The organism is Sphingopyxis sp., from assembly GCF_050725655.1.
Lineage (GTDB): Bacteria > Pseudomonadota > Alphaproteobacteria > Sphingomonadales > Sphingomonadaceae > Sphingopyxis.
Map to the genome: position 1 here is coordinate 1 of NZ_JBOHHT010000039.1, position 19,343 is coordinate 19,343.

At 65.2% G+C, this 19,343-nt stretch carries 20 protein-coding genes; 6 read left to right on the plus strand and 14 right to left on the minus strand.

Annotation, left to right across the window (positions count from 1 at the left end):
• Window positions 1-120: 120 nt before the first annotated feature.
• The 6 genes from ACREBX_RS05355 to ACREBX_RS05380 are packed head-to-tail and all read right to left on the minus strand — an operon-like array spanning window position 121 to window position 6,413.
• Window positions 121-1,602, minus strand: coding sequence for an FAD-dependent oxidoreductase (locus ACREBX_RS05355; RefSeq protein ID WP_431560721.1), 1,482 nt, complete (start codon window positions 1,600-1,602; stop codon window positions 121-123).
• Window positions 1,599-2,645 carry a 4-hydroxy-2-oxovalerate aldolase gene (dmpG, locus tag ACREBX_RS05360; RefSeq protein ID WP_431560722.1) on the minus strand — a complete coding sequence of 349 codons (1,047 nt, stop codon included), beginning with the start codon at window positions 2,643-2,645 and terminating at the stop codon, window positions 1,599-1,601. The genes ACREBX_RS05355 and dmpG overlap by 4 nt, the downstream gene beginning before the upstream one ends.
• Window positions 2,642-3,586, minus strand: coding sequence for an acetaldehyde dehydrogenase (acetylating) (locus ACREBX_RS05365; protein WP_431560723.1), 945 nt, complete (start codon window positions 3,584-3,586; stop codon window positions 2,642-2,644). The genes dmpG and ACREBX_RS05365 overlap by 4 nt, the downstream gene beginning before the upstream one ends.
• Window positions 3,587-3,595: 9 nt before the next feature.
• Window positions 3,596-4,384: a fumarylacetoacetate hydrolase family protein gene (locus ACREBX_RS05370; protein WP_431560724.1), complete on the minus strand. Its 789-nt coding sequence runs from the start codon at window positions 4,382-4,384 to the stop codon at window positions 3,596-3,598.
• Window positions 4,371-5,189: an alpha/beta fold hydrolase gene (locus tag ACREBX_RS05375; RefSeq protein ID WP_431560725.1), complete on the minus strand. Its 819-nt coding sequence runs from the start codon at window positions 5,187-5,189 to the stop codon at window positions 4,371-4,373. Before ACREBX_RS05375 ends, ACREBX_RS05370 begins: the two co-directional genes overlap by 14 nt.
• A 12-nt stretch (window positions 5,190-5,201) precedes the next feature.
• Entirely contained in the window at window positions 5,202-6,413 is a 1,212-nt protein-coding gene (locus ACREBX_RS05380) for an acyl-CoA dehydrogenase family protein (protein WP_431560726.1), read from the minus strand.
• 378 nt (window positions 6,414-6,791) lie between these two features.
• Here ACREBX_RS05380 and ACREBX_RS05385 point away from each other — a divergent pair, with 378 nt between their 5' ends.
• Genes ACREBX_RS05385 through ACREBX_RS05400 form a run of 4 tightly spaced genes read left to right on the plus strand, consistent with a single transcriptional unit; the run spans window position 6,792 to window position 10,080 of the window.
• On the plus strand, window positions 6,792-7,682 hold the full coding sequence (locus tag ACREBX_RS05385) for a VOC family protein (RefSeq protein ID WP_431560727.1): 891 nt from the start codon (window positions 6,792-6,794) through the stop codon (window positions 7,680-7,682).
• A gap of 42 nt (window positions 7,683-7,724) precedes the next feature.
• Window positions 7,725-8,105 (plus strand): nuclear transport factor 2 family protein, encoded by a 381-nt coding sequence (locus tag ACREBX_RS05390; RefSeq protein WP_431560728.1) that lies wholly within the window; start codon window positions 7,725-7,727, stop codon window positions 8,103-8,105.
• A gap of 2 nt (window positions 8,106-8,107) precedes the next feature.
• Entirely contained in the window at window positions 8,108-9,310 is a 1,203-nt protein-coding gene (locus ACREBX_RS05395) for an acetyl-CoA C-acyltransferase (RefSeq protein ID WP_431560729.1), read from the plus strand.
• Window positions 9,311-9,324: 14 nt separating this feature from the next.
• The gene (locus tag ACREBX_RS05400; RefSeq protein WP_431560730.1) at window positions 9,325-10,080 is read left to right on the plus strand and encodes a glucose 1-dehydrogenase; all 756 of its coding nucleotides are present in this window, start codon (window positions 9,325-9,327) and stop codon (window positions 10,078-10,080) included.
• A gap of 384 nt (window positions 10,081-10,464) precedes the next feature.
• Here the strand turns inward: ACREBX_RS05400 and ACREBX_RS05405 are convergent, their stop codons facing one another.
• Window positions 10,465-12,150: an FAD-dependent oxidoreductase gene (locus ACREBX_RS05405; protein ID WP_431560731.1), complete on the minus strand. Its 1,686-nt coding sequence runs from the start codon at window positions 12,148-12,150 to the stop codon at window positions 10,465-10,467.
• A 222-nt stretch (window positions 12,151-12,372) separates the two neighbouring features.
• On the opposite strand from ACREBX_RS05405, the gene ACREBX_RS05410 reads away from it, so the two are divergent.
• On the plus strand, window positions 12,373-12,894 hold the full coding sequence (locus tag ACREBX_RS05410; RefSeq protein WP_431560732.1) for an Lrp/AsnC family transcriptional regulator: 522 nt from the start codon (window positions 12,373-12,375) through the stop codon (window positions 12,892-12,894).
• Window positions 12,891-13,361, plus strand: coding sequence for an Lrp/AsnC family transcriptional regulator (locus ACREBX_RS05415; protein ID WP_431560733.1), 471 nt, complete (start codon window positions 12,891-12,893; stop codon window positions 13,359-13,361). Before ACREBX_RS05410 ends, ACREBX_RS05415 begins: the two co-directional genes overlap by 4 nt.
• A 9-nt stretch (window positions 13,362-13,370) precedes the next feature.
• On the opposite strand, the gene ACREBX_RS05420 is transcribed toward ACREBX_RS05415, so the two are convergent.
• The 7 genes from ACREBX_RS05420 to ACREBX_RS05450 are packed head-to-tail and all read right to left on the minus strand — an operon-like array spanning window position 13,371 to window position 19,324.
• Window positions 13,371-13,838, minus strand: coding sequence for a nuclear transport factor 2 family protein (locus ACREBX_RS05420; RefSeq protein WP_431560734.1), 468 nt, complete (start codon window positions 13,836-13,838; stop codon window positions 13,371-13,373).
• Window positions 13,825-14,913 (minus strand): DUF1214 domain-containing protein, encoded by a 1,089-nt coding sequence (locus ACREBX_RS05425; protein ID WP_431560735.1) that lies wholly within the window; start codon window positions 14,911-14,913, stop codon window positions 13,825-13,827. Before ACREBX_RS05425 ends, ACREBX_RS05420 begins: the two co-directional genes overlap by 14 nt.
• A 2-nt stretch (window positions 14,914-14,915) precedes the next feature.
• Window positions 14,916-15,701, minus strand: coding sequence for an SDR family oxidoreductase (locus ACREBX_RS05430; protein ID WP_431560736.1), 786 nt, complete (start codon window positions 15,699-15,701; stop codon window positions 14,916-14,918).
• Complete coding sequence (locus tag ACREBX_RS05435) at window positions 15,685-16,941, minus strand: NADH:flavin oxidoreductase (protein ID WP_431560737.1); 1,257 nt, start codon at window positions 16,939-16,941, stop codon at window positions 15,685-15,687. Before ACREBX_RS05435 ends, ACREBX_RS05430 begins: the two co-directional genes overlap by 17 nt.
• Window positions 16,938-17,381 (minus strand): nuclear transport factor 2 family protein, encoded by a 444-nt coding sequence (locus ACREBX_RS05440; RefSeq protein WP_431560738.1) that lies wholly within the window; start codon window positions 17,379-17,381, stop codon window positions 16,938-16,940. Before ACREBX_RS05440 ends, ACREBX_RS05435 begins: the two co-directional genes overlap by 4 nt.
• Window positions 17,382-17,414: 33 nt before the next feature.
• On the minus strand, window positions 17,415-18,209 hold the full coding sequence (locus ACREBX_RS05445; RefSeq protein ID WP_431560739.1) for an SDR family NAD(P)-dependent oxidoreductase: 795 nt from the start codon (window positions 18,207-18,209) through the stop codon (window positions 17,415-17,417).
• 35 nt (window positions 18,210-18,244) lie between these two features.
• On the minus strand, window positions 18,245-19,324 hold the full coding sequence (locus tag ACREBX_RS05450; protein ID WP_431560740.1) for a Rieske 2Fe-2S domain-containing protein: 1,080 nt from the start codon (window positions 19,322-19,324) through the stop codon (window positions 18,245-18,247).
• Window positions 19,325-19,343 lie beyond the last annotated feature (19 nt).

Consider the following 19,343-nt stretch of genomic DNA (forward strand, 5'->3'; position numbering starts at 1 on the left):
TGGCGGTCTGCAAATGGCAATTTCCCGTGCTTCCGGTGCTCACGTACCAGATGTACGCTGCGCTCCGGGTCACGGAAAACCACCATTTTCGACTCACCCTGAGCTGAATGTCGATTGGTCCTAGTCGGGCTGGTCGGGCGTAGCGGTTGCCGCCTGCCGCCCCGCCATGCGCCCGAAGAAGGTGCAGTCGGCGAGGCTGAGGCCCGAGCTATAGCCATGCCCCCAGCGCGGCAGACCCGACGTGGCGCGGCCCGCGGCATAGATGCCTGAAACGATATGGCCGGCGCGATCGAGCACCTCGCCCGACGGACGGGTGTTGAGGCCGCCGAGCGTGAAGAAGGAAAAGAAGCTGGTGCGGATATTGAGTTCCAGCGCCGCAAAAGGCCCTTCGTCCAGCACTTTCAGCCATTCGGGCGCCTTGTTGAAGATCGGGTCATGGCCTTCGGCGGCGTAGCGGTTGAAGGTGTGAACCGTAGGAGCCAGCGTATCTTTGGGCAGGCCGAGTTCGCGTTCGACCTCCTCCCAGCTGTCGCCGACGGCGGCAATCTCGATCCGCGCAAGGTCGAGCGGTCGCGCGAAAATCGCGTTGTCGACGAGCAGGAAGACGCGGTCGCCCGGCTGGTCGAGCATCGTCCGGCTGACGCGCCCGTGATAGCAATCCTCGTTGATGAAGCGCTGCCCGCGTTCGTTGACGAAAATGCCTTTCACCAGACTTTCGGGCATGATCCACGGGCAGGTGGTGAAAAATTCATCCATGTGGATCGCGTCGCCGCCGACGCCCATGCCCATCACGATGCCCGACCCATTGTCATTTTCGCCGATCGGGTTCGCGAGGCGCAGCGTCTGCGGCGCATGGCGGCGTAGCATGTCCTCGTTCATGCAGAACCCGCCGGTCGCCAGCACCACGCCCTTGCGCGCGCGAATATATCGGGGCTGGCCGTCGATGCGGACGACCAGACCGGTGACGCGGCCATGTGTGTCGGCGATCAGCGACAGCGCGCGCGCGTCGCACCGCACCTCGACCTCGAGCGCCCGGACACGCGCTTCGAATATGTCCATGAGCTTGCGCCCGCCACCCCAGCCCATGAACTGGATCGTGTGTCCGCGCGGCGCGGGGGCGGCGGTTTCGCAAAAGGGCCACGCCGCCTCGCTGCCCGACCAGATCAGCGTGTCGTCTTCGGCGGGCTCGATGATCTTGCCGGGAAGGAATGTCCCCTTGTAGGGGACGCCCTGATCCTTGAGCCATTGATAATGGTTCAGGCTTTCGCGCGCGTAGAGCGCGATCTTCGCGGCGTCGGCGTCGGGACCGCCCGCCATCGTCAGATAGGCTTCGAGCGCGTCGGTGCTATCGTCGAAACCGGCGGCGCGCTGCGCGTCGGTGCCGCCGCCGCCGCCGAGATAGATTTCGCCGCCCGACAGCGCCGAGGCGCCGCCGCTGCCCGAGGCGGCCTCGAACAGCATCACCGCGGCGCCGGCCCCGGCGGCCTCGATCGCCGCGCAGGCGCCCGCAGCGCCGAAGCCGACGATCGCGACATCGGTCTCGGCGTCCCAGCGCTCGACCTGTTCGTGGGCGAAGGGGCGAGCGGCGGAGACGTCGCTCATGCGGCGGTCTCGCGCGCCTTCAGCATGTCGAGTGCGACGTCGACGATCATATCCTCCTGCCCGCCGACCATCTTACGGCGGCCGAGTTCGACGAGGATCGTGCGCGTGTCGAGGCCGTAGGTTTCGGCGGCTTTCTCGGCGTGACGCAGGAAGCTTGAATAGACGCCCGCATAGCCGAGCGCGAGCGTTTCGCGGTCGACGCGGACCGGGCGATCCTGCAGCGGGCGTACCAGATCCTCGGCCGCGTCCATCAACGCGTTGACGTCGCAGCCATGGTTCCAGCCCTTGCGGTCGGCGGCGGCGATGAAGACTTCGAGCGGCGCGTTGCCCGCGCCCGCGCCCATGCCGGTAAGTGAGGCGTCGATGCGCACCGCACCCGCCTGCGCCGCGACGATGCTGTTCGCGGTGCCGAGCGAGAGATTATGATGCGCGTGCATGCCGCGCTGCGTCTCGGGCTTTAGCACGCGGTCATAGGCGTCGAGCCGCGCCTTGACGCCGTCCATGTCAAGCGCGCCGCCGCTATCGGTGACATAGACGCACTGGACGCCATAGCTTTCCATGAGGGCAGCCTGCGCCGCAAGCGCCTCGGGTTCGATCATATGGCTCATCATCAGGAAGCCCGCGACATCCATGCCAAGGTCGCGCGCGATGCCGATATGCTGTTTCGAGACATCGGCCTCGGTGCAATGCGTCGCGACGCGGACCGAGCGAACGCCAAGGTCATAGGCGCGGCGGAGTTCCTCGACCGTGCCGACGCCGGGCAGGATCAGCGTCGTCAGTACCGAGTTGGTGAGGACGTCGGCGACCGCCTCGATCCATTCCCAATCGGTGTGCGCGCCAAAGCCATAGTTGAAGCTGGCGCCTGAAAGCCCGTCGCCATGCGCGACCTCGATCGCATCGACCCCCGCTTCGTCGAGTGCCTTGGCGATCGAGCGGACATGGTCGATGCCGTACATGTGGCGGATCGCGTGCATCCCGTCGCGCAGCGTGACGTCCTGGATATAGAGCTTGTCGCCCGCCTCGACGTTGAATGTCTTCGTCATGCGACCACCTTCTTTCCTTTGCGGATGCGCTCTGCGAGCAGTTCGCCAGTCGCCTTGGCGGCGGCGGTCATGATGTCGAGATTGCCCGAATAGGGGGGCAGGTAATCGCCCGCGCCTTCGACCTCGAGCAGGATCATCGTCTTGATGCCGGTGAACTCGCCGCGGCCGGGAATCTTCAGCTTGTTGTTGTCGCCGAAGCGTTCGAACTGCACTTCCTGCTTCAGACGGTAACCGGGCACATAGGACTGCACCTTCTTCACCATCGCCTCGACGCTGGCGCGGATCGTTTCTTCATCGGCGCCTTCGGACAGGGTGAAGACGGTGTCGCGCATGATCATCGGCGGTTCGGCGGGATTGAGGATGATGATCGCCTTGCCCTGCGCCGCGCCGCCGACCTTTTCGATCGCGCCCGCGGTGGTGCGGGTGAACTCGTCGATATTGGCGCGCGTGCCCGGCCCCGCCGAGCGCGACGACACCGATGCGACGATCTCGGCATAATGGACCGTCGCGACCTGGCTCACCGCGGCGACCATCGGGATCGTCGCCTGCCCGCCGCACGTCACCATATTGACGTTGCCGGCATCGAGATTGTCTTCGCCGTTGACGGTCGGGATCGTATAGGGGCCGATCGCGGCGGGTGTCAGGTCGACGACCTGCTTGCCGTCGGCGCGCAGCGCCGCGTCATGCACCTTGTGCGCATAGGCACTGGTCGCATCGAAGACGATGCCGATCTCGGGATAGACGTCCATCGCTTTGAGCCCATCGATCCCCTCGTGCGTCGTCGCGACGCCGCGTTCGCGCGCCATCGCGAGACCTTCGGATTTCTCATCGATGCCGACCACCGCCACCAGTTCCATATTCTGCGGATATTTGATCATCTTGATCATCAGGTCGGTGCCGATATTGCCCGAACCGATGATCGCTGCTTTCACGCGGGTCATGGATCTTCCTTATACAAAGCGCGCGACGCAATGGCCGAGCGTGCGGCGGCCGTCGCCGAGGATCATTTCAAACGTGTCGCCCTTGGTTGCGGGCGCGAGCGGCACGAGGCTGCCCGACAGGATGATGTCGCCCGCGTCGAGCGTCACGCCATGCGCGCCGAGCGTGTTTGCGAGCCAGGCAACCGCCTGTGCAGGGTTGCCCTGCACGGCACGGCCATATCCTTCGGACAGCGCTGAGCCGTTCTGCGCCACCGCGACATGCAGGTTCGGCAGGTCGAGCCCGCGCGGGTCGATGCGTTCCTTGCCGAGCACGAAGACCCCGCACGAGGCGTTGTCGGCGACGGTGTCGACGATACCGATCTTCCAGTCGGTGATGCGGCTGTCGACGATCTCGAAACAAGGAGCGATGTATTCGGTCGCCGCGATCACGTCGGCGGCGGTGACGCCCGGACCGTTCAGGCTTTCCTTCAGGATGAAGGCGATCTCTGCCTCCGCGCGCGGGGCGATCAGCGCCTTCGCGTCGATGTCGATGTCGCCCTCGACATGCATCCAGTCGGTCAGGAAGCCGAAGTCGGGCTGGTGGACGCCCAGCATGTCCTGCACCGCCTTCGACGTGACGCCGATCTTCTTGCCGACGACGCGCTCGCCGTCCTTCAAGCGCCGCGACAGGAAGTCGAGGCTGATCGCATAGGCGTCGCCGATCGTCAGCGCCGCCTCGCGCGCGATCAGCGGTGCGACGGTGCGCCGACCGCGCAGTGCGTCATAGAGCTCGCGCCCGTAGGTTTCAGCGATGCTCATCGAGGAACTCGATTGCATAGCGGTTGAACTCGCTCGCGCGTTCGACCTGCACCCAGTGGCCGACCTTGTTGAAGGTCATGAAGCGCGCGTCGGGACAGGCGTCGAGAAAGCGTTGCGCGCCGGAGGCGGGGCAAAATTCGTCGTTGAGGCCCCAGAAACCGAGGATCGGCATCGGCAGCTCGCCGAGCCGTGGGGCGAGGTTGGGGGTGCGCATCCGCGCGAGCACATCCTTGGGCTGGGTGCGCGCAACGGCATAACGTTCGGCGACGAGTTCATCGGTAATCGCCGAGGCGTCGTAGACGAGGTTGGAGACGAGTTTTTTCTGATCCTCGACCGTGAAATCGGGGCTGGTGAAATCCCCGACCATCTTGGCGATGCCGGGCATCGCGAAATAGACGGGCAACTCCTCGATGCAGCCCGGCGCCATCAGCACTAGCTTTGTCGCGAAACCGGGATGATCGAGCGCCATCTGCACCGCGACCCCGCCGCCGAGCGAATTGCCGACGAGGATCGCTTCGGTGACGCCGGCCTGGGTCAGCGCCTCGAACAGCGTGTCGGTGAAGAGCGCGAGCGTATAGTCGATGTCTTCGGGTTTCGACGAGGCGCCATAGCCGATCAGGTCGGGCAGGATGACGCGGTAGCCGGCCGCGACGAACGCGTCGACATTCTGCCGGAAATTCGACAGTCCCGACGCGCCGGGGCCGCTGCCGTGGATGAATATGACGGGGCGGCCTTCGCCGACCTCCTTGATATGGATGTCATATCCGCCCGCGACGCGGCGAGTCGTTTCCTTCATCTCTCCCATGGCGGTTTCCTCTTACATGAATGTGAAGGCGGGCGGTTCGCCGAGCATCGTCATCACGACGTCGGTGGTGCGGTTGCCCGGGTCGTTCGCGACGTGCGCGCGCGCCGCGTTGAGGTCGAGCCACGGCTGGATGATCGCGCTCGACATATAGACGGCGCGGCCGCCGAGGAGCTGGACCACGCCGTCGACGAGTTCGGCGAGCCGCCGCACGACGGTCGAGGACTGGTAGGCATAGAGCGCGCGTTCCTCGAGCGTGATCGGCTCGCCGCTTGTCGCTTTCGCCATCAACCGGTCGAATGTCGTCTGGTGCGTCAGCTCCATCTCGAGGATCTGCGCATGCGCCTTTGCGATCGCGCCGTGGAGCAGCGGATCGGCTTTCGACGCCTTGCCGGTGTTGGTCGAAATGCGGCCCTGCATGATCTCCATCGCGGCATTCACCGCCGCGCGCGCGCCGCCGAACGCCGCGGTCGACACCGAGCGGACGAAGATCTGCGCCCAGGGCAGGCGATAGAGCGGGCCGTCATTCTCGGCCTGGCCGGGATTGGTGCAGGCGAACCCGTCGCTCGCCCGGTGGGTGCGATGCTCGGGGACGAAGATGCGCTCGACGAGGATGTCGAAGCTGCCGGTGCCCTGCAGCCCAAAGACATCCCACGTCCCCTCGATGACCTGATAGTCGCCGCGCGGAAGCAGGAAGGTGCGCATATCGGGCGGGCCGCCGTCGGTGTCGAAGTTGAGCGCGCCGAGCAGCACCCAGCCGCAATGCGTCGAGCCCGAGGAAAAGCCCCAGCGGCCCGAGAGGTAAAAGCCGCCCTCGACCTTCTCGACCTTGCCCACCGGCTGATAGGTCGACGAGACGAGCATCGCGCCGCCATTGTCGCCCCATACCTCGCGCTGCGCTTCGTCGTGGAAGAGCGCGAGTTCATAGGGGTGGCAGCCGAGGACGCCATAGATCCAGCCCGTCGACATGCAACCTTCGGCGAGCGCCTTCTGCACCTCGAAAAAGACATTGGGGTGCATCTCATAGCCGCCCCAGCGCTTCGGCTGCAGGATACGGAAAAATCCGGCGCCCTGCATCTCGGCAACGGTCGCTGCCGGGACGTTGCCGTCGAGCGTCGTCTGGCGCGCGCGCGCCTTCAGCGTCGGGATCATCGCGCGCGCGCGCTCGATCAGCGCGGCGGGGGTGGGCAGGGCGGTGTCGGCGGTTTGCTGCGGGGCGGTGGCCATATGCTCTCCTCGGGATATTCATGCGCTTGCGGGAGGCCGCGTTGCGATATCACTCCTGTATTCGTAGTGAATGATGCATTTCTCTACGCAAGCTGTCAATCCGGATTCTATGCAAAATGCCGCTTCGGGCCATTCGAAGGGGCGGGCTGCGTATCGGGGCGGGCGGCGGTGATACGCAAAGTGTCGCTTGCCGTAGCGGCGTTCAGGGCTTCGGATTGATCGATTGACAGCGATAAGTGCGGTTTGATGAGGCTAAATATACGGTTTGCGTATTTTTTAACGCAAATTTCTACGTATCATACTTGATGTGACGTATATTCGCTTGTAGCTTGCGCTCGATTCAGGGTGCCGGAGCACCCGTCCGCAGGGGATGAGTGAATGGCAATCAGGTCACTGGCCTATGTTGTGGTCGATACGGCCGATGTCGAAGCCTGGCGCGCCTATGCCGAGCAGGTGCTGGGAATGCAGGCGATCGACCATGAGGGCGGGCTGCGCCTGCGCATGGACGAGCGCCCGTTCCGCATGCTGATTCGCAAGGCGGATGGCGAAGGCTTCCACGCCGCCGGCCTGGTTTATCCCGACAAAGCCGCATTCGATCGCGGCATCGCGGGGCTCCGCGACGCAGGCATCGCGGTCGAGCCGGCGTCGGAGGAAGAGGCGAAGGATCGCCATGTCGTCGAGTTCGTGCGCTGCACCGATCCTTCGGGCAACCGGCTCGAACTCGGCTGGGGCCGCGTCGTCGACGGCAACCCGTTCGTCTCGCCCGCGGGCGTATCCGAATTCGTCACCGGCGAGATGGGGATGGGGCATGTCGTCTTCCCCGCGGCGAAGCTTGCGGAGACGCGCGCTTTCTATGTCGACCTGCTCGGCTTCGGCGACAGCGACGAGATGCGCGTCTATATGCAGGGCGGCGGACCCGAGGATCCGGGGCTCGGCCTCCATTTCCTCCACTGCGACAATCCGCGCCACCATAGCGTCGCGCTCGCCGAATTCCCCGTGCCGAGCGGGCTCGTCCACATGATGGTCGAAGTGCCGGGCCTCGACGATGTCGGCCGCGCGCTAGACCGCGCGAAGGCGGCGAATGTCCATATCTCGTCGAGCCTCGGCAAGCATATGAACGACAAGATGGTCAGCTTTTACATGCGCAGCCCCGGCGGCTTCGACATCGAATATGGCTTCGGCGGCATCCAGCCCGACTGGGCCAGCTTCACCCCGACGATCAGCCTCAAGGAAGACGAATGGGGTCATCATTGGGATTTTGGCGGCTGACGTCGCGCTGAACCCCCCACCCCAAATTTGGAGAGAGACATCATGCCCAGCCACGAGGATATGGTCCGCGCCGTCGAGCGCTATGTCGAGGCGTTCGACAAGGGTGACGCCGACATGGCGTCGAACCTCTACGCCGCCGACGCGACGGTCGAGGATCCGATCGGCACCCCGATCCACAAGGGACGCGACGCGATCCACGCCTTTTATGCGATGTCCATGCAGGCGGGCGCCAAGCTTCGCCTCGACGGCCCGGTGCGCACCGGCGGTGACACTGCCGCCTTCGCCTTCACCGTGCTCGTCGATTTCGGCGGGCCGAAGGAGATCGAGGTGATCGACACTTTCAAATTCGATGCCGAGGGCAAGGTGACCGAGATGCGCGCCTATTGGAGCCCTGCCAACATGCGCAGCAGCGGGACGGAATGACGATGCGCGAAGCCGCCATCGTTTCGACCGCGCGCACCGGCGTCGGCAAAGCCTATCGCGGTGCTTTCAACGACACCGAGGCACCGGTGCTGGCGGCGCATGTCGTCAACGCCGCGATCGAACGCGCCGGGATCGATCCGGCGCGGATCGACGACGTCTATCTGGGGGTCGGCAATCACTGGAACACGCAGAGCTATAATCTCGGCCGGCTGGCCGTCCATGGTTCGGTGCTCCCCGATTCGACCGGGGGCTTCACGCTCGACCGCAAATGCTCGTCGGGGCTCAACGCGCTCGCGCTCGCCGCGCGCGGCATCATGTGCAACGAGATCGACGTCGCGGTGGCGGGCGGGATGGAAAGCATCTCGCTCACACTTAACAAACACACCCCGGCCTTTCGCAACCGTTCCGAGTTCATCAAGGCCGCCGACAATCATGCCTATATGGCGATGATCGAGACCGCCGAGATCGTCGCCGACCGCTATGGCGTCAGCCGCGAGGCGCAGGACGCGTTCGCCGCGGCCAGCCAGCAGCGCGCGGGTGCGGCGCAGGCCGCGGGCCGCTTCACGCAAGAAATCGTGCCGATCACCGTCGCCAGGGCGCTGTTCGACAAGGAAGGCAATGAAACCGGCAAGGAAGATGTGACGCTGGCGCATGATGAGGGCGTGCGCGGCGACACCACCGCAGACAAGCTCGCGGGCCTGAAGCCCGTGTTCAAGGACGGGCTGGTCGTCAAGGAGGGCCGCCATATCACCGCGGGCAACGCCAGCCAGCTGTCTGACGGTGCCTCGGCGCAGGTCGTGATGGACCGCGCGATGGCCGAGAAGGAGGGACTGCCGATCCTCGGCATCTATCGCGGTTTTCAGGTCGCGGGCTGCAAGGCCGAGGAAATGGGCATCGGCCCGGTCTTCGCCATCCCCAAGCTGCTCGAACGCGCTGGCCTGAAGGTCGACGACATCGGGCTATGGGAGATCAACGAGGCATTCGCCAGCCAGGCGCTTTACTGCCGCGACACGCTCGGCATCGATCCGGGTAAGCTCAACGTCAACGGCGGGGGCATCGCGATCGGCCATCCCTTCGGGATGACGGGTTCGCGCCTCGTCGGCCATGCACTGATCGAGGGCAAGCGTCGCGGCATCCGCTATGCCGTGGTCTCGATGTGCGTCGCCGGCGGCATGGGCGCCGCGGGCCTGTTCGAAATCGTCTGAAGAAGGAGGCAGCGATGACGCCGTTGTTCGAAGGAAAAATCGCATTCGTGACCGGCGGGGGCAGCGGCATCGGCCGCGCCGCCGCGCTGGCCTTTGCCGCCGAGGGCGCGAAGGTCGCGATCGGCGACCTCAATGGCGACAGCGCCGCCGAAACCGCCGCGTTGATCCGCGCCGAGGGCGGCGAGGCGCATCATGGCGCGCTCGACGTCACCGACGGGGGTGCGGTCGATGCCTTTGTCGACGATGTCGTGCTGCGCTGGGGACGGCTCGACTGCGCTTTCAACAATGCGGGGGTCTCGCTCGAGGGGATGGAAACGCCGTGGGGCGACCTTGCCGCCTATGACCGCACCATCGCGGTCAACCAGCGCGGGCTGCTGCTCTGCATGGCCGCCGAACTTCGCCATATGGAAAAGGCGGGGCGCGGCGCGATCGTCAACACCGCGTCGATCGCGGGCATGGCGGGTGCGGGCGGCGCGGGCTATTGCGGGTCGAAGCATGCGGTCGTCGGGCTCACGCGCTCGGCGGCGATGCGCTACGCCGCGCAAGGCATCCGCATCAACGCGGTCTGCCCCGGTGCGATCCGCACCCCGATGGTCGATGCGGTGGTGAAAGAGGAAGCCGCGGCGCGCTTCGTGGCCGAAATGCATCCGATGAACCGCATCGGCGAAGCGCATGAAATCGCTGACGCGGTGATCTTCCTCTGCTCGGACAGGGCGAGCTTCATCACCGGCCACCCGCTCGCGGTCGACGGCGGCTATCTGGCGCGCTGAGCAAACAGCCGTCATCCGGGCCATCATCGGAATGACGGATTTGGGTCGTTTGCGGTCGTCCAAGTATGAGCAGGCTCGAACCACCGCTATGGGGTGGGAAGCGGACCTTCCATTGCCCCAACCCCTCTCCTTCAGGGGAGGGGCAGCGAGACTTGGGAGCTTGCTCCCTAGTCGCAGCGGGGTGGGGGCTCGCAACCTTGCGCAAGGCCGATGGCCCCCACCCCAACCCCTCCCCTGAAGGGGAGGGGCTTAATGGCGCTACGGCAACTACCGGTCGAAAGCTGTCATTCCTGTTCCCCGGCGAAGCCGGGGCCCAGCGCGTAAACAGGCAACGCCGGCTTTTTGACGCCATGGGCCCCGGCTCTCGCCCGGATGACGTTGGTGTTATGCATTCCCCCGCGTCGCGTGGCGCGCGGCGAGCCAGCCGAAGGTCATCGCGGGGCCCAGCGTGGCGCCCGCGCCCGGATAGGTCCGTCCCATCGCCGCCGCCGAGGCGTTGCCGATCGCATAGAGGCCGCCGAGCGGCCTGCCGTCCTCGCCCAGCACCCGGCCGTTGTCGTCGGTGAGCAGTCCGCCGTTGGTGCCAAGGTCGCACGGATAGATGGGGATGGCGTAAAAGGGCACTTCGGCGATCGGCGCGAGCGTCGGATTCGGCGTCACCGACGCATCGCCATAATGCCGGTCATAGGCGGAGGCGCCGCGGCCGAAGTCGGGATCCTCGCCCTTTGCCGCGTGGGCGTTGAAGCGTGCGATTTCTTTGGAGAGTATGGCGGCATCGACGCCGATCTCCTTCGCCAGCCCGGCAATCGTTCCGGCCTTCTTCAATATCTTGCGCATCGCCTCGGGGATGCGACCATCGGCCGACGGCTTGCCCGCCATCATCGGGCCCAGCATATATTTGCCGCGATAGCGCGCATCGAACACGAACCATGAGGGGGCCGTGGGCGCTTCGGGGGTGTTGCAGCGGTGCATCTCGCCCCCCGCGACGTGATAGGACGCCGCCTCGTTCATGTAGCGGCGACCCGCCTGATTGATGATGATCGAGGAGGGCAATGCGCGCTCGACGAACATGATCCGTGCGCGGTCCTCACCTTCGAGGAGGAAGCCCGGCCCCCACCAGGCCGAATCCATCAGCGCGGTCGCGGCGCCCGCCGCGAGTCCGGTCTTCAGGCCGTCGCCGGTGTTGCTCGGCACCCCGGCGCTCCAGTCGGCCGAGGTCGGTTGCGGCAGATATTTCGCGCGCAGCGCCGCATCATGGTCGAAACCGCCGCTCGCAATAATCACGCCGCGGCGCGCGCGGACCTCGATCCGCTGGCCGTCGCGTTCGACGATCGCGCCCGTGATCCCGCTCTTGTCCTGAACCAGTTCGACCATCGGCGCATTCAGCCAGAGCGGCACGCCCTTTTCGTCGATCGACAGCTTGAGCCGTCCGATCAGCGCGTTGCCGCCGGTCAGCCGCCGCGAGCGCTTGGTTTTGAAGCGCCAGGGCAGGTCGAACATATATTTGAGCATCAGCTTGAACAGCAGCGGCTTGGCGCCGGGGCTCATGGTCAGGAGCAGCTTCGCCTCCTCCATCGTCCAGGTGAAGCGGCCAAAGGTCAGCGTCAGCGTGTGCGGCGGTTCCATCCGCTCGAAATCCGGACCCAGCTTGTCGGCCATCAGCGGGATGGGGTCGTGCGTCCGCCACCCGTCGCGCGCGCCTGCAACGTCCATATGATAGTCGGAATAGGCATAGGCGGTGTAATGGACCTGCGACCGCTCTTCGAGATAGCTCAGCATCCGGTGCGCATTGTCGACATAGGTCGCGAGCTTGGTTTCGGGCACGTCGTCGCCGATCAGCGTCTTGATATAGCCCAGCGCTTCTTCGGGATCGTCGGCATGCCCCTTGGCGCGCGCGTCGTCGCTGTTCGGAATCCAGATGCCGCCGCCCGAGGTCGCCGAGGTCCCGCCATAACGTGCGCTTTTCTCGACAACCAGCACATCGGCGCCGGCATCGGCCGCGGTGAAAGCCGCGGTCAACGCGCCCGCGCCCGATCCGATCACCAGAATATCGACTTCGTGAACGGCCACCCTTATCGCTCCTACCTCGAAAAACTCGCTCTTTTCGACCTGCATTCCGTTCTACATAAGGATTGCGTTTTTGAAAGAGAAAATCTTTACGCAAACTGTTATATATTATGCGCCGCAAGCGATGAATGTTGACAGGGACGCGGCGATACGGTCTGTGGATGCCTATCGATGGTGTCGATGCGCCGTCGCACGGGGTGCAGGTTTAGCTTGGGAGAATGGGCGTTGCGAACCGCAACCAAGGCCGGGAAAAGGACGCGGGGCAAGGCCGCGAACGCGAACCAGGGTGACGGGCTGCCCGCGCTCGACGATGTCGATGAGCAGATTATCGCCGCGCTTCGCAAGAACGGCCGGATCGCAAACCGCGACATCGCGCGCGAGATGGGGCTGAACGAAGCGACGGTGCGCACGCGCCTGCGCCGGCTCGAGGATGCCAGCATGGTGCGCGTCGTCGCGATGCGCGATCTTTCGGCGATGGGCTTTGGCTATCTGGCGCCCGTCGGCGTGCAGGTGAAAGGGCGGTCTGCGGGCGAGGTCGGCGCCGAGATCGCCGAGCTGGAACGCGTCATCACCGTCAACGTCGCGATCGGAACGCATGACCTCGAAATCCAGGTGGTCGCCGAAACGCTGGAGGAGATGCAGCATCTTCTGACCGGTGTGATCGCCAAGATCGACGGGGTCGAACGGCTGTTCCCCAGCCTTGCGCTCAAGGTTTTCAAATATAATCCGGAATGGGCACCGCTATGAGCGCCAGGATCAGTCTCGACGAGCTCGATCACAAGATCATCGAACGGCTCGGCCACGACGCGCGGGTTTCGAACCGCGAGATCGGCCGCGAATTCGACCTGACCGAAGGGACGATCCGCTCGCGTCTCAAGCGGTTGCTCGACAACAGGGTGATCCGCGTCGCCGCGGTCACCAACGCCAACCGGCTCCGCAACCCGATCCTCGCCTATCTCTGGGTCGAGGCGGACAGCGCCGCCGACATCGAGAAGGTCGCGGAGAGCCTCGCGAGCCTGCCCGAGATCGGCTTTGTCGCGACGACGCTGGGCCGCGCCGACGTGCTCGCGATGACGCTGGTCGAAAACGGCAATGAACTCACCGATTTCCTGCATCAGACGATCGACAAGATCCCCGGCGTCCGGCGCGTTCGCTACAGCCTGGGACAGCATTTCATCAAGCACGACTATCGCTGGTGCGCGCTGGTCGATTGAGCCGACAATCTATCCCGCTACCCAGTTCGCGCTGATCCCGTCGTCGGCGAGCATGCCGTCGACGATCGCGCGCGGTTCGGAACGGCTATAGCTGATCCGCCACCCCTCGGGGGTGCGGCGATAGCGGTCGTGATAGAAATTGGCGAGCAGCCGGAAGCTTTTGGCGCGCGGGTCATAGGTCGCATAGCCCAGATTCCAGCGCGCGCTGGCCTCGTCGCCCTTCACCTCGATCTCCGCATTATGCCCCTGATGCACGTCGGTGATCGGCGTGGTCGCCGCCATCTGCGTGAACACACCGATCAGCCCGTCGAGGTCGAATTCCCCGACGGGCGGAAAGTCGATCACCGCATCCTCGGTGAAGCAGGCGCGGATCGCGCCCACATCCTTGGCGTCGCAGGCATTCAGGTAACGCGCCTTCAGGCGGCGGATGTCGCTTTCGGCTTCGAGCCGCGCGATACGGGATTCAAGGTCGGTCATCGGTAAGGATTATCCTGGTTTCGGGGACGGGGTGGTCGGTGGCGCCGATCCAGCGCAGCAACATGGTGCCCTGATGGTGCCCCGCGGTGTCGATCCAGTTGCCGAAACCCGGATCGTGCGGGCCGACGACCAGCGTCAGCGTGCCGTCGTCGTTCAGCCGCGCGCTATGTCCGTTCACATGGATGCGGTGATGGCGATAATCGAGCGATTCCATCCAGTAATTGTCGAGCTGAAAATTCCAGAAGCTGCATTGGGGCACGCGCGTATCGATCCGCAGCGCCTCGCCGGGTTCGAGCTGCCACCAGCCATGGAGGTAAAAGATCGTCGGATCGCCGCCCGCGCGAAAAAAAGGCGTCTGGTCGATCGTCGCGAGCTTGTTCATCTGGTTCGCACGAAAATCCTCGGTCCACTGAACGAAGGTCCGCGCCGTGCCGGCAACAAAGGCGGTGGTGCGCTCCAGCGCCGCCGCGAGCGTGTCGGCGGACAGCGGCGCGGGGTGGGCGGGGCCATCGATCGCCTCGATCGCCACCGCTGCCGGTACTTCGTTCGCGCGGTCGAGAAAGGTCTGGCGCACGATCACCATCGAACTGTCGTCGGCCAGCGGCAGCCAGTTGCCGTCCGCCTTCTCGCGGCTGACGATGATCTCGAACGACCCGTCGGGCGCGACCGCCATGTCGGCCGAATCGATCTCGCCGGTCGAGGCCATCGTGCCATCGACGGCATAGCGATTGGCCTTGGTGCCAAAGCTCAGGATCGGCACGCTGCCGCGTGTGCCCCGGATGCGATAGCGCCGCGCGCCCGAAACGCTCGCGTTCATATAGATATTGTCGGGATTGTCGGCGCCGATCTTCGCCGTTTCGTGCGAGGCGGCGTAGAAGCTTGGAAAATCGGGATCGGCATGTTCGAGCTGCATGTCGAGCGCGATGCGCAGCAGCCGGGTCAGATAGCGATAGCCCTCGGCGCGGTCGAGCGGATTGGCGGCCGCCCCGGCGCCGGTGACGATCTCGCCCGCGGCTTCCAACCGGCGGCAGAAATCGCGCCAGACATCGGGCGAAAGCATGCGGTCGCTCGTCATCGTCATGGCGCCATATACTGGCCGCCGTTGACGTCGAGCGTCGCGCCGGTGACCATTTTCGCATAATCGGAAAGGAAGAAGAGCACGCTCTTGGCGCAGTCCTCCTCGGGCGGAATGATGCCGAGCGGGATGCGCCCGGTGATCTCGCCGATCACCGTATCGCGGTCCTGCCCGCCCGCGGCGGCGCGGTCGATATAGTCATAGACGGGCTTGCCGCCGATCCAGCCCATCCGCGTCGCATTGACCCGGATGTTGAAGCGGCCAAGATCATTGGCCATATGCTTGGTCATCGTGGTGAGGCCGCCTTTGCCGGTGGCATAACCGCCCTCGCCGGAGAAGGGGCTGACCTGCGACATGGTGGCGACGTTAACCACCGCGCCGCCGCCCTGCGCTTTCATCGCGGGAAGCACCGCCTGCGTCATCCGTAGCGCGCCGAGGCAATTGACGTCGAACACCTTGGCCCAATCCTCGGGATCGGCCTCGTCCACCGTCACCCACGCGCCGTGGATATAGGCGGTGTTGACCAGCCCGTCGATCCGCCCGAACGCGTCGGCCGTCGCTTTGGCGAGCGCCGCGCACTGGCCGGCATCGCCGACATCGGTCGGCACCGCGATCGCCTCGCCGCCGCTCGCGCGAATCTCATCGGCGACCGCGTCGATGAAATCCTTGTTGCGCGCGCCGATCCCGACCCTGGCGCCCTCGGCGGCGGCAATCCGCGCCATCGCTTGCCCCATGCCGGGGCCGACGCCGCTGATAATGATGACCTTGTTCTCAAGTAGGCTCGGCATATTTCTCTCCCGCAAATATGGATTTGAGTTCGGGGTCGAGCGCGTTGCCGACCTCCGGGCAATGCGTTCCTGACGCGCCGTACATCGCGGCGACGCAGCGGTTGCACGCGGTGCAGCCCGAAACATCGGAGGCCCCGCTCTGCCATTTCGCGATCAGCGCCGGATCGTGGATCAACGCGCGCGCCAATGCGATCGCCTCAAACCCTTCGGCCGCCGCCTGCCGCGCCCCGGCGAGCGACTGGATGCCCCCCAGATAGGCGAGCTTCATCGGCGTCCGGCCCAGCGCCGCCTTCAGCTTCAGCGCGGGCTCCATCAGATAATTTTCGCGGAATGGCGGCAGTGTGGGAACGCTACGCTTGAGGATCGCAAATTGCAGCTTCGCCAGCAGCCCGCCCTGCATCGCGGCGAGATCGTCATAGGGCAGCGCGCTGCCGAACATCGCCCATGTGCTTTCGATATTGCGCCCCGCCGACAGGACCAGCATGTCCGCCCCGGCCGCTTCGAGCGCGCGCGCGGTCACAATCGCGTCGTCGACCGTCGCGCCGCCCCGCACCGCATCGGTCAGGTTGATCTTGGCGAGGATCGCGAGCCGTCCGCCGGTCGCCCGCTTGACCGCCGCCAGCACCTCGGCCGGAAAGCGCGCGCGGTTCGCGGCCGATCCGCCATAACCATCCTTGCGGAAGTTGGAGAGCGGAGAGATGAACTGGTTGAGAAGATAACCATGCCCCATATGGATTTCGAGCGCGTCGAAACCCGCCTCTTCGGCCCGCTCTGCGGCGCGCTCGAACTCGCCCGTCACCATCTCCATGTCGGCGCGTGTCATCGCGCGCTGAAGGAAGCGGCCCTTGAGCACCCCCATCTTGTCGATCCCCGCCGACGCCGACATCGCGCGCGGGGTCGACAGGTCGTCGATCTGGCAGAAGCTGCCGCCATGGGTGATCTGCGCCGAAGCCTTGGCGCCCTCGGCATGGATCGCATCGGTGACCGCGCGGTAATGCGGCACGCTTTCGCGGCTCAGCATTCCCTGCCCGGGCAGCGTGCGCCCATCGGGCGAGACCGCGAGATAGGCGAGCGTCGTCATCCCCACGCCGCCGCGTGCATAGGCACGGTGAAAATCGAGGAGCGCGCGGGTGGGGAACGTCTCCTTGCTCATCATCTCGTTCGCCCCCGAACGGATGAAGCGGTTGCGCAGGGTGGCCGGCCCGATCCGGACCGGGTCGAAGGGATCGGCCGTGCTCATGGCGCGGGCTCGGGCGTGAAATCGGCGGGCGGGTCCTTGACCCAGAAATCGGCTTCGGTGCGGCTCGCGATCCGCCAGCCAGCGGGCGTCCGCACCAGATCGTCGACATAGGTGCAGCCGAGCAGGAACAGATGATCGCCTTCCCGCCGCGCAAGCTGCATCGGGTTGAACAGCATCGTCTTTGCGGTCGCGCGGTCGCCGTCGAGCCGGATCAGCGGCAGCCCGATCAGATGCTGGGTGAGGGGGAAGGGGGCGAGCGCCTTGGCCAGCCAGGGCTTGATCTCCGCCCAACTGCCCTGCGCGCCGCCGGTGACGCGATAGTCGATCGCGGCGTCTGGCGTAAACACCGCGTCGAGCGCGTCATAATCCTTGGCGTCGATCGCAAAGACATAGGCGGCGAGCAATTGCTGGATTTCGATGATGTCCAAGGCCGTTTGCATCGCCGCCTGTCCCTTAGCCGAGATTCGCGCGCATCACGGTTGCCCGGTCAGGCTTGCCGGCGCGCCGGGCAGGAAGGGCTGGTAATAGCCCGCCGACCATCCACCATCGACCGCCAGCTCGGCGCCGCTGATATAGCTGGCATCGTCGGAGGCGATGAACAGGCTGGCGCGCGCGATCTCCTCGGGTTCGCCGATGCGCTGGAGCGGCACACGCTCATAGCCGATATTGACCGCGTCGCCGGTCAGGCCGGTCGGATTGCCCATCTGGGTGTTCACGCCGCCGGGATGGACGGTGCAGACACGAATGCCGCGCGGCCCCAGCTCATAGGCGAGCGATTTCGACAGCCCGCGCACCGCCCATTTGCTCGCGGTGTAGGCCGACAGGCCGTTGCAGCCGCGCAGGCCGTCGACCGAAGAGATGTTGACGATCACGCCACGCCCGGCCTCGATCATCGCGCGCGCGGCGTATTTGGCGCCGAGCATCGTTCCCATCACATTGATCGCAAGGACGCGCTCGATGTCCTCGGCGGGCATCGCCTCGATCGGGCTGAAATGCACGATCGCGGCATTGTTGATCAGGATGTCGAGCTTGCCGAAGCGCTGGACCGTCGCGGCGACGACGCGTTCCCAGTCGGCTTCGGACCGCACGTCGAGCTTCTCGAAGACGGCACTCTCGCCGATTTCGCTCGCGGTTTCCTGTCCCTTGTCCTCGATCACGTCGCAGAGCACCACCTTGGCGCCCTCGGCCGCGAAGAGCCGCGCGGTCGCAGCGCCCATGCCCTGCGCCGCACCCGTAATAATCGCGACTTTACCTGCGAGTCTTGCCACGCATTTTCTCCTGATTTCTGTCTGTGCTGCCGCCCTCAGGCGACCTTCTGTTCGAAAGGTGCGGACAAGGTGCCGCGGGTGACATGCGTGCCGTTGACGCGCTTCTGGAATTCCTCGGCGCGAGCACGGCTGTTGTAGAATTGGCGATACCAGATACGCAATTTGCCGATCGGGCCGTCGCCCTGCACCGCCATCGGATTGATGCACGGTTTCTTGTTCGACCAGATTTCGAAATCCTGCGCAAAGGCGGCGCACGCCGCGGCCTGATAGGCGCGCGCCATCGCGACATCATCGGCGGTCGGCTCGGCATTGGGCACCTTGACCAGCAGCGCGTGCCACACCTTCACTACCCCGTCGTCGACGGGGGTGTGCGCGATCATGATGATCGAGGGGAATTGCCCCGACATGCGCGACTGCAGAATGCCCGGACCGGTATACCAGGTGTCGGTTTCGAGCGGCGCGTCGCCCTGGAGCGTGCGGTGTCCGGCCTTCAGCCGCTGAACGATGCGATGGCCGTCGAAGTCATTCTCGAACACATCGACGGCCTCGTTGCCGTGCACAGGCTCGAAATGCGCGCGGTCGGCCATATTGTCGAGGATCTCGACCGGATGGCTGGCGAGTTCGCCCAACCGGTCGAGTTCCCATTTCACCCAATGCGGCTGATAATATTCCTCGAACGGCGGCAGCTCATATTCGGGTTCGAGTCCCTCGGGGTCGTGCCACATCCAGATGCAGCCCGCGCGTTCGATCACCGGCCAGTTTTCGAGCTTCGCCGCCGCCGGGATCTTTTGCGGCGAATAGGGGATCTGGTTGCACTTGCCGTCGGGGCCAAAGCGCCAGCCATGATAGGGGCAGCGGATCGATTCCCCCTGCACATGCTCATTGTCGCGGATCACGAAGCTCGTTTCGTTCTTCGCCAGGTGCGCGCCCATGTGCGGGCAATAGGCGTCGACCAGATAAACCTGCCCCGACTCGCCGCGGTACAGCACCCGGTCACGCCCGAAAAAGCGGACGGCGAGCGGTTTCGTCCCTTCCAGTTCGGCGGCGGCGGCGATCATGAACCAGCCGCGCGGAAAAGCCTGGTCGCCCAGTCCATAGTCTGCGGTTGTCGCCATTGGAAATCTCCCATCTGCC

Excerpts from the sequence above, each read along its gene's own strand:
- ACREBX_RS05365 (WP_431560723.1), bottom strand. The coding sequence starts at position 3,586 with ATGACCCGCGTGAAAGCAGCGATCATCGGTTCGGGCAATATCGGCACC.
- ACREBX_RS05430 (WP_431560736.1), bottom strand. The coding sequence starts at position 15,701 with ATGCCGAGCCTACTTGAGAACAAGGTCATCATTATCAGCGGCGTCGGC.
- ACREBX_RS05400 (WP_431560730.1), top strand. The coding sequence starts at position 9,325 with ATGACGCCGTTGTTCGAAGGAAAAATCGCATTCGTGACCGGCGGGGGC.
- dmpG (WP_431560722.1), bottom strand. The coding sequence starts at position 2,645 with ATGACGAAGACATTCAACGTCGAGGCGGGCGACAAGCTCTATATCCAG.
- ACREBX_RS05415 (WP_431560733.1), top strand. The coding sequence starts at position 12,891 with ATGAGCGCCAGGATCAGTCTCGACGAGCTCGATCACAAGATCATCGAA.
- ACREBX_RS05385 (WP_431560727.1), top strand. The coding sequence starts at position 6,792 with ATGGCAATCAGGTCACTGGCCTATGTTGTGGTCGATACGGCCGATGTC.
- ACREBX_RS05370 (WP_431560724.1), bottom strand. The coding sequence starts at position 4,384 with ATGAGCATCGCTGAAACCTACGGGCGCGAGCTCTATGACGCACTGCGC.
- ACREBX_RS05355 (WP_431560721.1), bottom strand. The coding sequence starts at position 1,602 with ATGAGCGACGTCTCCGCCGCTCGCCCCTTCGCCCACGAACAGGTCGAG.
- ACREBX_RS05420 (WP_431560734.1), bottom strand. The coding sequence starts at position 13,838 with ATGACCGACCTTGAATCCCGTATCGCGCGGCTCGAAGCCGAAAGCGAC.
- ACREBX_RS05425 (WP_431560735.1), bottom strand. The coding sequence starts at position 14,913 with ATGACGAGCGACCGCATGCTTTCGCCCGATGTCTGGCGCGATTTCTGC.
- ACREBX_RS05450 (WP_431560740.1), bottom strand. The coding sequence starts at position 19,324 with ATGGCGACAACCGCAGACTATGGACTGGGCGACCAGGCTTTTCCGCGC.
- ACREBX_RS05375 (WP_431560725.1), bottom strand. The coding sequence starts at position 5,189 with ATGGGAGAGATGAAGGAAACGACTCGCCGCGTCGCGGGCGGATATGAC.
- ACREBX_RS05440 (WP_431560738.1), bottom strand. The coding sequence starts at position 17,381 with ATGCAAACGGCCTTGGACATCATCGAAATCCAGCAATTGCTCGCCGCC.
- ACREBX_RS05380 (WP_431560726.1), bottom strand. The coding sequence starts at position 6,413 with ATGGCCACCGCCCCGCAGCAAACCGCCGACACCGCCCTGCCCACCCCC.
- ACREBX_RS05390 (WP_431560728.1), top strand. The coding sequence starts at position 7,725 with ATGCCCAGCCACGAGGATATGGTCCGCGCCGTCGAGCGCTATGTCGAG.
- ACREBX_RS05435 (WP_431560737.1), bottom strand. The coding sequence starts at position 16,941 with ATGAGCACGGCCGATCCCTTCGACCCGGTCCGGATCGGGCCGGCCACC.
- ACREBX_RS05395 (WP_431560729.1), top strand. The coding sequence starts at position 8,108 with ATGCGCGAAGCCGCCATCGTTTCGACCGCGCGCACCGGCGTCGGCAAA.